We start from the raw sequence: 15,146 nt of genomic DNA, 5'->3' as shown, positions 1-15,146 counted from the left end.
TGTTAGATTAACAAATGGGGGTTATAGTAAGAACTGTAGAAACCCCCTACTGTTAAGCAGATACAAGCTGCTAGAGTTCCTTCGAGCTCACCACTTTGTCTTAGTTTCTTTTGTTGCCTTTATTAGCTCACATTGAGCTAGTAGAGGTCTTTTTTTTGAAACTTTTTGCTGTGGTAGTGCGTAAAAGAGAGAGAATAATTGAGGAGGGGTTGTATGAGTGTGAAACGTGCATTACTACTTGTAGCGCTAACATTATTAGCAGCTGTGGGGTTAGTTACAGTAATTACGTCGTGGTATACGGTTGATGAGTCGGAGCAAGCGGTTGTGATTACATTTGGTAAAGCAACTAACACTGTAACAGAGTCAGGGCTTCATTTTAAAATGCCATGGCCTGTACAACAAGTTAAAGTACTATCAAAGGAAACATTTAGCTTGAACTTTGGCTATAAGGAGAGCGATTTAAAAGCGCTCGAAAAAGAACCTAAAGCATTAGAAACTAAAATGATAACAGGTGACGAATATATTGTGCTGACAAATTTAGTTGTACAATGGAAGATTACAGATCCTGTGAAATATTTATTTGATTCAGAGGATCCAAAGAAAATTTTACATAGTGCTACGTCAAGCGCTATCCGCTCGATTATTGGTAGTTCGACCATTGATGCGGCGCTGACAGAAGGTAAGGCAGATATTGAGGCAGATACGCGGGATTTATTAGTAAAACTGATGGAGCGTTATGATATTGGTGTGGGTATTTTAGGTGTTAAACTCCAGGAGATTGAGTTACCTAATGAGGAGGTACGTGCAGCCTTTACTGCAGTAACCGATGCGCGTGAAACAAAGTCAACGAAAACCAATGAGGCTAATAAATATAAAAACCAACGTTCAAGTGAGGCCCAAGGGGAAAAAGACGCAATTATTTCTAAGGCAGAGGGAGCAAAGACTGCCCGCATTCAGCAAGCGCAGGGGGATGTTGCTGTATTTGATAAGCTATATGCACAGTATAGTGGCAACAAGCAAATCACTCGTGAGCGTTTAATCATTGAAACACTCGAAAGCGTATTACCTAAAGCACAAATTTATATTATGAAGGATGACGGTAGCACAATGAAATATTTACCGCTCCAAATGATGCAACAGGAGGGTGAGAAGAATGACGGAAAAAAATGATGATATTAGTAAAGTGCTTCGTTTTTTAAAGGGTGGAAGCGATAAGCCTAAGCCGCCATCTACTTCAACAATACCTGTGTCACCTAAAGAGCCTTTCTCTTTTAAAAAATGGTTACCTACAACAATTGTAGTAACAGCTATTTTTGCTGTATTAGTTACGTTATTTGCCAATGTGTATATTGTGCGTGAAAATGAATATAAAGTGGTACGCCAGTTTGGTGAAGTTGTAAAATTTGAAAAAACCCCAGGGTTATACATGAAAATTCCTTTTATCCAAAGTATATCGACCTTACCTAGTAATCAACAAATGTATGATAGCTTAGAGGAAGAAATGAATACTAAAGATAAAAAACGTATTATTATTGATAATTATGCGGTATGGCGCATAATTGACCCGCGCGCATTAATTACTAATGCAGGTACGATTGCTAATGTAGAGCGTCGTATGGAGGAATTTATTTATTCGGTGGTACGTAATGATGTTGGTCAATTGGAGTACGGCGAAATTATTAGTGATGATGAGTCGTCACGCGGGGGCATTAATGACCGTGTTACTAAAAAGGTCAATGAATTACTAGCACAGGATAACTATGGTATCGAGGTAGTTGATGTACGTATTCGTCGCACAGATTTACCAAAGGAAAATGAGCAATCAATTTATACGCGTATGATTTCGGAGCGCCAATCTACTGCACAGCGCTATTTATCCGAAGGGGATGCAGCAAAGCGCCGTATTGAGGCACAAACCGATCGTGAAGTACAAGAACTACTAGCGACAGCTAATAAAGATGCAGCTGTAATTATTGCACAAGGTGAGGAAGAAGCGGCGAAAATTTATAATAAATCTTTCTCTAAAGACCCAGAGTTTTACTCACTTTACCGTACGCTAGAGTCTTACAAAAAAACAGTTGGTGATGATACAATGATTATCTTACCAGCAGACTCACCGTATGCTCGTATGCTAACAGGTCAAACAAAATAACAAGCGCAGTCTCTTTTCTTTTCACCGTGGTGACATGGTAAAATAGAAAAGAGATTTTTTATTACACAAAAGGACGTGGGCATTATATGACAAAAGAAAAAATCGTATTAATTGATGGTAATAGTTTAGCGTACCGTGCATTTTTTGCGCTACCACAATTAACGAATGATAAAGGTGTTTTTACAAACGCGACGTACGGTTTTACCATGATGCTAGAGCGTATCGTAACGGATATTAAGCCAACTAAAATGCTAGTGGCATTTGATGCAGGCAAAACAACTTTCCGCCACAGCACTTACGAGGCATATAAAGGTGGACGCGATAAAACACCCTCAGAGCTTAGTGAACAATTTCCATACATCCGAAAATTAATTGATGCCTATCATATTGCGCGCTATGAGTTACCAAATTATGAGGCAGATGATATTATTGGCACACTCGCACGTCAAGCAGAGGCACAGGGCGATGAAATTATTGTTATTTCAGGTGATAAGGATTTAACGCAACTAGCGAGCGAGCATATTACTGTGCAAATTACGCGTAAAGGCATTACAGATATTGATGCATATACCCCTGCCTTCATTGAAGAAAAATACGGGCTAACGCCTTTGCAGATTATTGATATGAAAGGGTTAATGGGTGATAAATCTGATAATATCCCTGGTGTACCAGGCATTGGCGAAAAAACAGCCATTAAATTATTGAAAGAGTATGGTTCTATCGAGAATCTTTATGAGCATGTAAGTGATATGAAACCATCTAAAATGAAAGAGAAATTGATTGATAATCGTGAACAAGCCTTTATGAGTAAAGAGCTAGCTACAATTTTAGTAGAAGCACCGATTACAATTGGCCTTGATGATTTAGCCTATGAGGGCGAGGATAGCGAGGCAGTTACAGCAATTTATGAAGAACTACAATTTAAAACATTGTTAGCGAAGCGTGATACAACGACTGCAGTAGTAGAGGCAGAAGCATTAGATGTACGATGTGTGGATGAAGTGACAGCACAGATGCTTACATCCCCAATGGCACTCCATGTAGAGTTAGAAAATGAACGTTATCATAACTGTGCCATTTTAGGGCTAGGTTTAAGTAATGGTGACCATAGCTACTATATTCCGTTTGAGGTAGCGAAGCAAAGTACATTATTAACGGATTGGCTAGCAGGTGATAGCGTAAAGTATGTGAGTGATAGTAAAGCAGCCCGTGCAGCACTTTTACGCTTTGATTTACCACTTAACCATGTGGCGTTTGATTTATTATTAGCCGCTTATATTGATAATCCTGCGCGTTCAGGTGTAGATGTAGCACCATTAGCTGAAGATTATGGCTATGGTGGTGTGCAAACGACAGAGGCTATTTATGGTAAGGGAGCAAAATGGCAAGTGCCTGAGCAGTCAGTACTTGCACAGCATGTTGGGCGCATTGCACATGCCATTTATAGTGTACAGCCTAAAGTCGAAGCGGCATTAAAGGATAAGGAGCAGTTTACTCTTTACAATGAGCTAGAGTTACCATTAGCAGCGATTTTAAGCGCGATGGAAAGTGAAGGGATTACAGTTAATGCTGAAACACTACAGGTAATGGGTGAGCAACTTACAACAAAGTTACACAAACTAGAGCAAGCGATTTACGAACTTGCGGGTAGTGAGTTTAATATTAACTCTCCAAAACAACTTGGTGTCATTTTATTTGAACAACTAGGACTACCCCCTGTTAAAAAAACAAAGACGGGTTACTCTACGGCAGCAGATGTATTAGAAAAGCTACGTCCACAGCACGCTATTATTGAATATATTTTACAATACCGTCAACTAGGCAAACTACAATCAACATATATTGAGGGCTTATTAAAAGAAATCCACGACGACCATAAGGTGCATACGCGCTTCCAACAAGCATTAACAGCAACTGGACGCTTAAGTTCAACAGACCCTAACCTTCAAAACATTCCAATTCGTTTAGAAGAAGGACGCAAAATTCGCCAAGCTTTTGTTGCTTCTGAAAAGGACTGGGTATTATTTGCGGCAGATTACTCTCAAATTGAGTTGCGTGTTCTTGCGCATATGTCACAAGACGAAAACTTAGTGAGTGCCTTTAAGGAAGGTATGGATATTCATACGCGTACAGCTATGGATGTTTTTCATGTAGCGCGTGAAGCAGTAGATGGCAATATGCGTCGTGCAGCTAAGGCTGTTAACTTTGGTATTGTTTATGGTATTAGTGATTATGGTTTGTCACAAAATCTCGATATTCCACGTAAAGAGGCTAAGACCTTTATTGATAAGTATTTCGAGGTATTCCCAGGTGTTAAGCAATACATGGAGGATATCGTAGAAATTGCGAAGAAGGACGGCTATGTCTCTACATTATTAAATCGTCGCCGTTATTTACCTGACTTAGCGAGTAGTAACTTTAATGTGCGTAGCTTTGCAGAGCGTACAGCAATGAACACACCAATTCAAGGGAGTGCGGCAGACATTATTAAAAAAGCTATGATTGATATGAATGCGCGCTTACAAAAAGAAGGGTTACGTACGCGACTGTTACTACAAGTGCATGACGAATTAATTTTCGAAGCGCCGCAAGATGAGATTGAGCGTTTAATACAAATCGTACCAGAAGTTATGGAAAATACCGTTGCGCTTTCTGTACCACTTAAGGTGGATTATTCGTACGGGCCAACTTGGTATGATGCAAAGTAAGGAGGCGGTAAAATGCCAGAGTTACCAGAGGTAGAGGGAGTAGTGCGTGAACTGCGCCCTATAATAGAAGGAAAAACAATAAAACATGTTGACATATCGCCTGTTGTGATTGCATCACATCGCGCAGGCAAGCAAAGTATTGTGAAGGGCAGTGAACCAACTGCCTTTGCCGAAGCGCTAGAAGGTATGCAAATTATACAAGTAGAGCGTCGCTCAAAATATATCTTTTTACATTTAATGAAGCAGGGTGAGCCGTATGTGCTAATCAATCATTTAGGTATGACAGGTGCATGGTTTACGGTACATACCCTTAATGAAATTCGAGAGGAAAAATTTCGCAAACATGCCCATGTCATCCTGACATTTACGGATGATACGATGCTAGTATATGCTGACATTCGCCGCTTTGGTGAGTGTCGCCTTGTGCGCGAGTTAAGCGATCATCCGCCTTTATTAAAGATGGCACCTGAGCCATTTGATGATGATGCCTATGCTTTCTTTTTAGCGCAGAGTGAGTTGCCAAAGTATGCAAAAAAAGCAATCAAGGAAGTTATTATGGATGGTCATGTCATTTCGGGCTGCGGTAATATATATGCGACAGAGGCGTTATTTCATGAGCGTATTCGACCAACACACGTAACAGGACAATTACATGAGTCACAAAAACGTGCGCTATTTATAGCTATTACAACAGTATTACAACAAAGTATTGACCGTGGTGGCTCGTCTATTTCCGATTATCGAAATATTAACGGCGAGGCTGGCGGTATGCAAGATTATTTACAAATGTACGGCAAAAAGGTTTGCCCACTTTGTGGTGAGCCAACGTTGCAGGAGACCATTGCAGGTCGTACCTCTACGTATTGCGGTAGATGTCAACATTAACAAAGGGGAACGGAAGTATGATTATAGGATTAACAGGCAGCATTGCCAGTGGTAAGAGTACAGTAGCAAAAATGATGCGTGGTTATAAGCTACCTATCGTTGATGCTGATCAAGTAGCACGTGATGTAGTAGAGCCAGGCTCACCAACACTCGCTAAAATTGTAGCAGCATTTGGTGAGGCGGCATTATGTGAAGATGGTACGATGGATCGGGAGTATGTAGGGCAATTGATTTTCCATGAGCCAGCCAAACGTAATGTATTAAATGACATTATTCATCCAGCGATACGTACAGAGATGCTACGCCAACGTGATGAGTATGTCACAAATGGTCATCAGCATGTCGTAATGGATATCCCGTTATTATTTGAGAGTAAACTACAGCATTATGTCGAAAAAATCATCGTAGTATCCGTAAAAGAGGATGTCCAATTAGCGCGCTTAATGGCACGTAATGGATTGAGCGAAGCGGACGCACTTGCGCGTATTCGCTCGCAATTGCCGATGTCTGTTAAAGAAGCGGGCGCAAATGCTGTTATTTATAATAATGGCAGTGAGGAACAAGCGGCTGTACAGTTATCGCGTATTTTAACGGAGTGGCATATCATTTAATTATGTCTGAAAAAGTAATCTGAAAAAAATAACTATTGTTTTGTTACGTTAATAGGTTTCACAAATTTTAAAATGTGCTATACTAATCAACGTATAAAGAAAACACAATTATAATTGCATTTACAGGAGGATTTTCCAATGACAGTTTCTATTGCTATTAATGGTTTTGGTCGCATCGGACGTATGGTTTTCCGTCAAGCGATGACACAAGGTTTAAATATTGTTGCGGTAAACGCAAGCTACCCAGCTGAGACATTAGCACACTTAATCAAATACGATACAAATCACGGTCCATTCGAAGGTACAGTTGAAGTAGGCGACAATGCATTAATCGTAAACGGTAAAGAAGTTAAATTAATTAGCGAACGTGACCCAGCAAAATTACCTTGGGCAGCAATGGGCGTTGAAGTTGTAATTGAAGCAACAGGTAAATTCAACGAACGTTCTGGCGCGGCAAAACACATTGAAGCAGGCGCGAAAAAAGTAATCTTAACAGCACCAGGTACAAACGAAGATATTACAGTAGTACTTGGCGTTAACGATGAGTTACTAGACCTTTCTAAGCACGAAGTAATCTCTAACGCTTCTTGCACAACAAACTGCCTAGCTCCAGTAGCTAAAGTATTAAATGATACATTTGGCATTAACAATGGTTTAATGACAACTGTACATGCATACACAAATGACCAAAATAACTTAGATAACCCACATAAAGATTTACGTCGTGCACGTAACTGTGCGTCATCTATCATTCCAACATCTACAGGCGCTGCTAAAGCATTAACATTAGTATTACCAGAGCTTAAAGGTAAACTACACGGTATGGCATTACGTGTGCCAACACCAAATGTTTCTTTAGTAGACTTAGTAGTAGATTTAAACAAAGATGTTACAGCTGAAGAAGTAAACGACGCGTTCCGTAAAGCGGCTGAAGGTCCAATGAAAGGCATCCTTAACTTCACAATGGAGCCACTTGTTTCTTCTGACTTCAACACAACAACATTCTCATCAACAGTTGATGGCTTAACAACAATGGTAATTGGTGACCGCAAAGTTAAAGTACTAGCTTGGTACGATAACGAGTGGGGCTACTCAGCTCGCGTAGTAGATTTAACAGCACGCGTTGCTAACGAACTTAGTACAGTAAATGCATAATTTACAAAACGGGGTGGCATTGCCGCCTCGTTTTTTTAATGAAAAAAAGCCTAGCATAGTTGCTAAGCTTTTTTCATTAGATCTTCAATTGGACCTTGCCATGTAATATCCGCATGAGGGTAATTGATGGTAATTTCTTTAGTTAAATAAATAAAATCATCTCGCGTAAAGCCTTGCAGACGCGCAATATCTGGCGTGCTGATTAAAATGGAGACAACCTCAAATGCTTGGTCTGTTGTACCTAAGTATTTTTCACCTTCAAATAATGCACCGCGATACGTAATAAAAAAGTTTTTGCGCACATTTTTTACATCATCATAAAAATAAAACTGCCCTTTTTGATGCGCCTCATCGAGTTTTCGCTTAGGATCTAACAAATAGCGCACACCGCGGTAAAAGGCATAAATGATAAGGGCAATAATCACTAAACGAATGAGTAATGCCATAATTGATATTCCCCCTTGTACAAAGGCTATTCTTTCATTTACGATTAGTAACATAAAAGGTTTCAAAATAAGGAGAGTTTAAATGAATTTACAAAAGTTATTTGAAATGCAGGCGGCACTAGATGCATTTATCGAGAAAACCCAAAATATTACGCATGATGTTTTTCGTGAGAAAGGGCTTGCGCTACTTGTAGAGCTAGGCGAGCTAGCGAATGAAACACGATGCTTTAAATTTTGGAGTACAAAGGGTCCATCAGCACGTGAAGTTATTTTAGAGGAGTTTGTGGACTCTATTCACTTTATGTTATCACTAGGCATTATGCGTGAGTTAGCATTTGAAGAATGGCAAATTACTGAGCAATCTCATAATTTAACAGAGTTATTTTTGCGTGCACAAGCAGATATTATTACCTTTTTAAATTCGCCAACAGAAAATACCTACACAGCTATTTGGGATAGCTATGCACTACTTGCGTATAATTTAGGCTTTACACCTGAAGATATTGTGCGTGCCTATATCGCAAAAAACGAAGAAAACTACGCGCGCCAGCGTAGCGGCTATTAAATCGTGAATTTTCACGCTATTTGATATATAATAGGTAAGTAGTTTAAATTTGGAGGGGACAACATGACGAAACTAGATGAAACACTGCAAATGTTTAAAGAATTAACAGATGCAAACGGTATTGCAGGTAATGAGCGCGCACCACGCGAGGTAATGAAAAAGTACTTAGCACCAGTAGCTGACGAAATTGAATTGGATGGCTTAGGTAGCCTTATTGCAAAAAAAGTAGGCGATGAAAACGGTCCTAAAATTATGGTAGCCGGTCACCTTGATGAGGTAGGCTTTATGGTAACGCGTATTGACGACAAGGGCTTTGTGAAGTTCCAAACAGTTGGTGGTTGGTGGAGCCAAGTAATGCTAGCGCAACGTGTTACAATTACAACGCGTAAAGGTAAGGAAATTATCGGTGTAATTGGCTCAAAGCCGCCGCATATTTTACCAGCAGCAGAGCGTAATAAAGTGGTAGATATTAAAGATATGTTTATTGATGTAGGTGTAGCTTCTAAAGAAGAAGCTGAGCAAGCGGGTATTGCACCTGGCGATATGATTACACCGTACTTCGAATTTAATATTATGCAAAATGAAAATTATTTATTAGCTAAAGCGTGGGATAATCGTATTGGCTGTGCGATTGCGATTGACGTGATGCGTGCATTTGAAAACGAATCACACCCAAATATTATTTATAGTGTAGGTAATGTGCAAGAAGAAGTAGGCCTACGCGGAGCAAAAACAGCAACGCATAAAATCAATCCTGATATCGGTTTTGCTGTTGACGTAGGTGTTGCAGGTGATACACCTGGTGTATCTGCTAAAGATTCGACAAGCGAAATTGGTAAAGGACCACAAATCATTGTGTATGATGCTTCATTAGTATCACATAAAGGTTTACGTGATTTTGTGGTAGATACAGCAGAAGAACTTAACATCCCATTCCAATATGATGCGATGTCAGGTGGCGGTACAGATGCGGGCTCTATTCATATTACACAAAATGGTGTACCTGCTATGGCTATTACTGTAGCAACTCGTTATATTCATTCACATGCAAGCATTTTACACCGTGAAGATTATAATAATGCTGTAAAATTAGTAGTAGAAGTAATTAAACGCTTAGATCGCGATAAAGTAAATGAGATTACATTTAACTAATTTATAAGGTAGAGTCCACGTTGGACTTTACCTTTTTTTTATTTTCTGATAAAACATAAAAATTCAGTTGACTTAATATTTATACATTGATATACTGTGATTAACAGCAAGTAACAAGGAGAGAGCGCAATGAAATTGTTAGAAGAAGTACAACTAAAATTAGTGACGAGCCTACAAGGCAAAGATTTATTAACACTACTCGATTACACGAGTGAAGAAGTACAAGGCTTAGTAGACCTTGCAACGCAATTAAAAATTATTACAAAGGCTGGCAAGTGCCCAACCCTTTTAGAAGGTAAAACACTAGGTATGATTTTCGAAAAGCACTCGACACGTACACGTATTTCATTTGAAGTTGGTATGAATCAGCTAGGTGGTAAGGGCATGTATATGCACGCACGTGACTTACAAATCGGACGTGGGGAGTCAATTTATGACACGGCTCACGTATTATCTGGCTACCTTGATGGTATTATGATTCGCGCTAATTCTCATGAAATGGTTAAGGAATTAGCTGAGCATGCTAACATTCCTGTCATTAATGGCTTAACTGATATTTATCATCCTTGTCAGGCATTAGCTGATTTAGAGACAATCGCCGAAAATAAAGGCGAACTCAAAGGCTTAAAAATTGCTTATGTTGGTGATGGTAATAACGTAGCTCACTCATTAGTTGTAGGAGCCGCACATGTTGGTGCTGATATTGTAGTAGCCACACCACCAGGTTATGAGTGTGATGCGACTATTATGGCTAAAGCACAGGCAATTGCTAAAGCTAATGGCAGTACAGTAACTACAACACATGATCCAGTAGCAGCTGCAACGAATGCTGATGTGATTTATGCTGATGTTTGGACATCAATGGGGCAGGAAGAAGAAGCTGCGAAGCGCTTAGAAGACTTTAAGGCGTATCAAATTAATGATGCACTTGTAGCGCATGCCAAGCCAGATTACATGTTCTTACATTGCTTACCAGCACACCGCGAGGAAGAGGTAGCGACATCTGTAATTGATGGTCCAAATTCATATATTTTTGAACAAGCTGAAAATCGTTTACATGCACAAAAAGCAGTTCTTGCTTCAGTGCTTGCATAAATTGGGGTATGGGGGTTCTATAGCTTAAGGGTTTGGCAAGGTGGTCAAATCATTAGGTCGCAGTAAAAGTGAAATGGGCGCCAGGGGGCAAGCATTTTACGGTTGGTTAATGATTCCAGGGGGATGATCTAATCAATTACATAGTAAAGCAACTTACGGGAGGCGCTGTAAGTTGCTTTTTTGCATTTCAGCCTAATGTCTAGTACCTAATGTAGCAGTTAGTCGCTATGCTAGAGCAGAGGTGAAGTAAATGACAGCATATTTAATTATTGGTGCAAGCAAGGGATTAGGAGATGCCTTTGCAAAAGGATTGCCTAGTAAGGGAGATACCGTATGGCTAATTGCGCGCTCAAAGCCAGCAAGTTTGTCGTTAACAGATGGCGTCATAAGACACTGGTTACCAATAGATATGGCAACACAGCATGGGATTAGTACATTAAAGCAAGCGTTAGGGCAACAGGCCATTGATGTTGTGATTTATAATGTGGGCATTTGGGAAGAACGAGGTTTTGAGGACGATTATACCTTCGACGCGGACAACCCTGCTTTTATTGCAACAATGATTAGCAGTAATGTCACATCAGCTATTACGTATTGCCAAGCATTATTACCTCATGTACGCCGTGCAGTAGCGGGTAAATTTATTTTTATTGGGTCAACAGCTGGTTTAAATGGCGCTAACAATAAGCAAGTAACGTTTGTAGCTTCTAAATATGCGGTACGCGGTATAGCAGAGGCTCTCCGAGAGCATGTGCGCGAGGATAGTATTGCTGTTACTTGTATTAACCCTGGTGAGCTAGCTGCAGAAATACCTTTTGAAGCAGGTGCTGAAGCGGCGATAGCAGCTTATGAAGGTACGCGTATCCCTGTGCAAGATATGGTCGCATTAATTAAATGTATTACAGCACTTTCACCTATAGCTTGTGTAAAAGAGATTACAGTGCCAGCAATAACAGATGCAAATATGTAAAAAAAGCAGGCCATGTGACGTTACATGACCTGCTTTTACTTTAGACGCGCTCAAGCATACGTGTTAAGGCAAGTTTAGCCTGCTTTGTAGTATGAGCATCCACAGTAATTTGATTTTGAGGTGTACCTGCGACAATGCTTTCAAGTGACCATAATAAGTGTGCAAGGTCAATGCGATTCATTGTTAGGCAAGGGCACATATAAGGATTGAGTGAAATGATTTTTTTGTCAGGGTGCTGCGCAATAAGTCGGTTGACAAGATTCATTTCTGTACCAATTGCCCACTGCGAACCTGCAGGTGCCGCTTCAATTTTATCAATGATATATTTTGTCGAGCCTGCGTCGTCGCTTGCTGCTACAACCTCACGACTACACTCAGGGTGTACAATTACTCGCATAGTAGGGTGTGTTTCTCTAACATGGTCAATTTGTGCTGTTGAGAAGCCCTCATGTACAGAACAATGGCCCTTCCATAAAATAACCTTAATTGTTGCAGGGTCTTGGTCTGTTTCTAGTGTATTGGTTTGTGGATTCCATACCGCCATTGCTTCTAAAGGTATGCCTAAATCAAAGGCTGTATTACGACCAAGATGCTGATCAGGTAAAAAGAAAATACGCTCTTTTTGCGTGAGTGCCCACGCCACCATCTTTTTAGCATTAGAAGAAGTAACACAAGCTCCTCCGTGTGTGCCAACAAATGATTTAATCGCAGCTGTAGAGTTAACGTAGGTTAATGGCAAAATCGTATCACCAAAAAGTTGTTGCAAAATAGGCCATGCTGCTTCTGTTTGATAGATGTCTGCCATATCAGCCATAGAGCAGCCTGCACGCATATCAGGCAAATAGACGGCTTGCTCATTTGTAGTGAGCATGTCCGCGGTCTCTGCCATAAAGTGCACACCGCAAAAAACAATATGCTTAGCTTTTGTATTACTTTCACAGAGCTGTGCAAGTTGTAGCGAGTCGCCTGCTACATCTGCAAATTGAATGACCTCATCTTTTTGGTAATGATGGCCTGGGATAAAAAGAGCGTCACCTAGTTGTGCTTTAATCTGTGTGATGCGCAGAGTCATTTCTTCTACTGATAGGTCACGGTAATGATTTGGTAATGTTGTAGTTTGTAGTAATTCAGGAATTGCCAACTTGAATTGCCCCTTTCGATTCTACTAATGCACTAATATCAAATGCTTCTACAGAGTGGGTTAATGCACCTAATGAAATCCATGCTACACCCGAGGCTGCATAAGCTGCGATGGTATCAATCGTAATGCCACCTGATGCCTCTGTAGCGATATGCTCAGGTACAAGCGGCAACCACTCCTTAATTGTCTCAGGAGAGCAGTTATCAAACATAATAATATCTGCTTGTGCAGCAATCGCTTCTTCTAATTGTGCTTTAGTTTCAATTTCGACTTCGATTTTAACGGTATGACCTACACGAGCGCGCGCTAAACTAACGGCACGCGTAATGCCACCTGCAAAGGCGATATGATTATCTTTTAGCATAATAGCATCATAAAGTCCGCTACGATGGTTAAAAGCCCCACCAACCCGCACAGCATATTTATCAAGCATACGTAAGCCTGGCATCGTTTTACGTGTATCACAAACGCGCGCAGCAGTACCTGCGGTTTCATTCATAGCTCGCTTTGCCATTGTAGCAATGGCGCACATGCGCTGTACTAAATTTAAAATGACGCGCTCGCCTGTTAATAGCACAGGGAGTGGGCCGTTAATAACTGCAATCGTATCGCCATAACGAATCGTGTCACCATCCCGCTTACATGAAATAATGCGGATACTGGGATCTAATAAACGAAAGCCGCGCATAATAATTTGTTCACCGCAAAAAATACCATCATCTTTTGCAAAAAAAGTAAAGCTACCTAGATCATTTGGTGAAAATAAAAACTCACTTGATAAATCCCCGTCACCAATATCTTCATTAAAAAATTGTTTTAATAGAAGGTCGAGCTTAATTACATTCATATGAGTAGTCCTTTCTTAAATAAAATCTTGTAACATTTTCAGTGAAAATACGTTATGCTAAATAATATATTGACACATGTCTTGTCACATAATTTTTACATAAAAAAATAGATAATACAAGAGGAGGTGCAAGCGGTGATTTATTTTGACTATGCAGCAACAACACCAATGAGCGAAGAGGTTATTGACATTTATGCACAAACAGCACGTAACATATACGGTAATGCCTCAAGCTTGCATGATGAAGGGAGCCGGGCAAAAGATTGTGTGGCAACAGCACGTAAAATAATTGCTGCAAAATTAGGGGTAAGTACAGATGGCGTGATATTTACGGGGAGCGGTACAGAAGGAAATATTATAACTATTGTTAGCTTAGCGCGCGCGAGCGGAAAGCGTCATATTATTACAACTCAGGCAGAGCATACATCTGTTCATGCGGCTATGAATATTTTACAGCGTGAAGGATATACGATTACAAAATTGCCTTTACAGCAAAATGGTAGCGTGTCATTAATAGAACTAGAGGCAGCTATTACACACAATACCGCATTGATTTCGATTCAACAGGTGAATTCTGAAACGGGAGCAGTACAGCCTATTAAGGAAATTATACAGCTTGCAACAGAAAGAAGTGTGTTGGTGCATTGTGACTGTGTGCAATCTTTTGGCAAAATAACCATTCCTGCTGGACTAGACGCGATGACAATTTCTGCCCATAAAATTGGCGGTCCTAAAGGATGTGGCGCCATCTATTTAAATCCACGGATAAAAGTAACTTCCTTAATGCCAGGTGTTACTCATGAGCGTGGATTGCGTGGAGGTACATTAGATACACCAGCAATTATTGCCTTTGCTCGTGCTGTGCAATTATTTACCTATGATATAAAGTATCAGCAACAGCTACGTGATTATTTTATAGCTAATCTCACAGCAGACTTCACAGTACTTACAAGTACAAATCAATTGCCTTCGATTTATGGTGTGATTAGTGAAAAGTTTGAAGGGCAATATATAATGTTAAGTGCTAATCAATATGGCTTCGCTATTTCAACAGGTAGCGCATGTGATATATTTAATGAAGATGGTACAAAGGCAGTACAGGCTATGGGCTATGAAAAGGAGTCGACTAGGCGCTTCTTTCGTATTTCTACAGGCGCATATACAACAATAGAAAATGTTCTAAACCTCGCGCAAACACTGAATAAAGTGCATGGTTAAAAAACAATTTTAATTTTTTTTATAAAAAGTATTGCATTAAAATGAATTACGATATACAATAGGTTTTGTCCTTGAGACAATGTCTAGTGACTACGGCAAAGAGGTCACACCCGTTCCCATCCCGAACACGGCAGTTAAGCTCTTTAGCGTCGATGGTAGTTGGGGTTAGCCCCTGCGAGAGTAGAACATCGCTAGGCAACA

14 protein-coding genes and 1 rRNA gene are annotated in these 15,146 nt (G+C 40.1%); 12 read left to right on the top strand and 3 right to left on the bottom strand.

Annotation, left to right across the window (positions count from 1 at the left end; all coding sequences use genetic code 11):
• Window positions 1-213 precede the first annotated feature (213 nt).
• The 6 genes from hflK to CH76_RS02250 all read left to right on the top strand — a co-directional run bounded on the left by hflK (window position 214) and on the right by CH76_RS02250 (window position 7,511).
• The gene (hflK, locus tag CH76_RS02275; RefSeq protein WP_036142331.1) at window positions 214-1,170 is read left to right on the top strand and encodes an FtsH protease activity modulator HflK; all 957 of its coding nucleotides are present in this window, start codon (window positions 214-216) and stop codon (window positions 1,168-1,170) included.
• On the top strand, window positions 1,154-2,152 hold the full coding sequence (hflC, locus tag CH76_RS02270) for a protease modulator HflC (RefSeq protein ID WP_036142327.1): 999 nt from the start codon (window positions 1,154-1,156) through the stop codon (window positions 2,150-2,152). Before hflK ends, hflC begins: the two co-directional genes overlap by 17 nt.
• 86 nt (window positions 2,153-2,238) lie before the next feature.
• Window positions 2,239-4,860: a DNA polymerase I gene (gene polA / locus CH76_RS02265; protein ID WP_036142324.1), complete on the top strand. Its 2,622-nt coding sequence runs from the start codon at window positions 2,239-2,241 to the stop codon at window positions 4,858-4,860.
• 12 nt (window positions 4,861-4,872) lie between these two features.
• Window positions 4,873-5,745, top strand: a complete 873-nt coding sequence (gene mutM, locus CH76_RS02260; RefSeq protein ID WP_036142321.1) for a bifunctional DNA-formamidopyrimidine glycosylase/DNA-(apurinic or apyrimidinic site) lyase — start codon at window positions 4,873-4,875, stop codon at window positions 5,743-5,745.
• Window positions 5,746-5,762: 17 nt separating this feature from the next.
• A complete protein-coding gene (gene coaE, locus CH76_RS02255; protein ID WP_036142318.1) occupies window positions 5,763-6,356 on the top strand; it encodes a dephospho-CoA kinase in 594 nt (197 codons plus the stop codon).
• Between the two features lie 138 nt (window positions 6,357-6,494).
• Entirely contained in the window at window positions 6,495-7,511 is a 1,017-nt protein-coding gene (locus tag CH76_RS02250; RefSeq protein ID WP_036142314.1) for a glyceraldehyde-3-phosphate dehydrogenase, read from the top strand.
• 62 nt (window positions 7,512-7,573) lie between these two features.
• Here CH76_RS02250 and CH76_RS02245 read toward each other — a convergent pair whose 3' ends face one another.
• Window positions 7,574-7,957, bottom strand: coding sequence for a sigma-w pathway protein (locus tag CH76_RS02245; RefSeq protein WP_036142310.1), 384 nt, complete (start codon window positions 7,955-7,957; stop codon window positions 7,574-7,576).
• Between the two features lie 82 nt (window positions 7,958-8,039).
• Here CH76_RS02245 and CH76_RS02240 point away from each other — a divergent pair, with 82 nt between their 5' ends.
• From CH76_RS02240 to CH76_RS02225, 4 genes are all read left to right on the top strand, one after another.
• A complete protein-coding gene (locus CH76_RS02240) occupies window positions 8,040-8,522 on the top strand; it encodes a dUTP diphosphatase (protein WP_036142308.1) in 483 nt (160 codons plus the stop codon).
• Between the two features lie 63 nt (window positions 8,523-8,585).
• Entirely contained in the window at window positions 8,586-9,674 is a 1,089-nt protein-coding gene (locus tag CH76_RS02235; RefSeq protein WP_036142305.1) for a M42 family metallopeptidase, read from the top strand.
• A 129-nt stretch (window positions 9,675-9,803) separates the two neighbouring features.
• Window positions 9,804-10,769 carry an ornithine carbamoyltransferase gene (gene argF, locus CH76_RS02230; protein ID WP_036142302.1) on the top strand — a complete coding sequence of 322 codons (966 nt, stop codon included), beginning with the start codon at window positions 9,804-9,806 and terminating at the stop codon, window positions 10,767-10,769.
• Window positions 10,770-11,019: 250 nt separating this feature from the next.
• Entirely contained in the window at window positions 11,020-11,739 is a 720-nt protein-coding gene (locus tag CH76_RS02225; protein ID WP_036142294.1) for an SDR family oxidoreductase, read from the top strand.
• 40 nt (window positions 11,740-11,779) lie between these two features.
• Here CH76_RS02225 and nadA read toward each other — a convergent pair whose 3' ends face one another.
• The gene (gene nadA / locus CH76_RS02220) at window positions 11,780-12,880 is read right to left on the bottom strand and encodes a quinolinate synthase NadA (protein WP_036142291.1); all 1,101 of its coding nucleotides are present in this window, start codon (window positions 12,878-12,880) and stop codon (window positions 11,780-11,782) included.
• On the bottom strand, window positions 12,867-13,727 hold the full coding sequence (gene nadC / locus CH76_RS02215; RefSeq protein WP_036142289.1) for a carboxylating nicotinate-nucleotide diphosphorylase: 861 nt from the start codon (window positions 13,725-13,727) through the stop codon (window positions 12,867-12,869). Before nadC ends, nadA begins: the two co-directional genes overlap by 14 nt.
• 135 nt (window positions 13,728-13,862) lie before the next feature.
• Here nadC and CH76_RS02210 point away from each other — a divergent pair, with 135 nt between their 5' ends.
• Both CH76_RS02210 and rrf read left to right on the top strand, forming a co-directional pair.
• Window positions 13,863-14,945 (top strand): cysteine desulfurase family protein, encoded by a 1,083-nt coding sequence (locus CH76_RS02210; RefSeq protein WP_036142286.1) that lies wholly within the window; start codon window positions 13,863-13,865, stop codon window positions 14,943-14,945.
• An 82-nt stretch (window positions 14,946-15,027) separates the two neighbouring features.
• Window positions 15,028-15,142, top strand: a 5S ribosomal RNA gene (gene rrf / locus CH76_RS02205).
• Window positions 15,143-15,146 lie beyond the last annotated feature (4 nt).

It is taken from the genome of Lysinibacillus sp. BF-4, from assembly GCF_000743635.1.
GTDB classification, from domain to species: domain Bacteria; phylum Bacillota; class Bacilli; order Bacillales_A; family Planococcaceae; genus Metalysinibacillus; species Metalysinibacillus saudimassiliensis.
This window is presented reverse-complemented; position numbering and strand designations above follow the sequence as displayed.

Bases quoted from the DNA above. Each gene is read 5' to 3' on its own strand.
- CH76_RS02245 (WP_036142310.1), bottom strand. From the start codon at position 7,957: ATGGCATTACTCATTCGTTTAGTGATTATTGCCCTTATCATTTATGCC.
- CH76_RS02225 (WP_036142294.1), top strand. From the start codon at position 11,020: ATGACAGCATATTTAATTATTGGTGCAAGCAAGGGATTAGGAGATGCC.
- CH76_RS02240 (WP_036142308.1), top strand. From the start codon at position 8,040: ATGAATTTACAAAAGTTATTTGAAATGCAGGCGGCACTAGATGCATTT.
- polA (WP_036142324.1), top strand. From the start codon at position 2,239: ATGACAAAAGAAAAAATCGTATTAATTGATGGTAATAGTTTAGCGTAC.
- nadC (WP_036142289.1), bottom strand. From the start codon at position 13,727: ATGAATGTAATTAAGCTCGACCTTCTATTAAAACAATTTTTTAATGAA.
- CH76_RS02235 (WP_036142305.1), top strand. From the start codon at position 8,586: ATGACGAAACTAGATGAAACACTGCAAATGTTTAAAGAATTAACAGAT.
- coaE (WP_036142318.1), top strand. From the start codon at position 5,763: ATGATTATAGGATTAACAGGCAGCATTGCCAGTGGTAAGAGTACAGTA.
- argF (WP_036142302.1), top strand. From the start codon at position 9,804: ATGAAATTGTTAGAAGAAGTACAACTAAAATTAGTGACGAGCCTACAA.
- hflK (WP_036142331.1), top strand. From the start codon at position 214: ATGAGTGTGAAACGTGCATTACTACTTGTAGCGCTAACATTATTAGCA.
- mutM (WP_036142321.1), top strand. From the start codon at position 4,873: ATGCCAGAGTTACCAGAGGTAGAGGGAGTAGTGCGTGAACTGCGCCCT.
- CH76_RS02250 (WP_036142314.1), top strand. From the start codon at position 6,495: ATGACAGTTTCTATTGCTATTAATGGTTTTGGTCGCATCGGACGTATG.
- hflC (WP_036142327.1), top strand. From the start codon at position 1,154: ATGACGGAAAAAAATGATGATATTAGTAAAGTGCTTCGTTTTTTAAAG.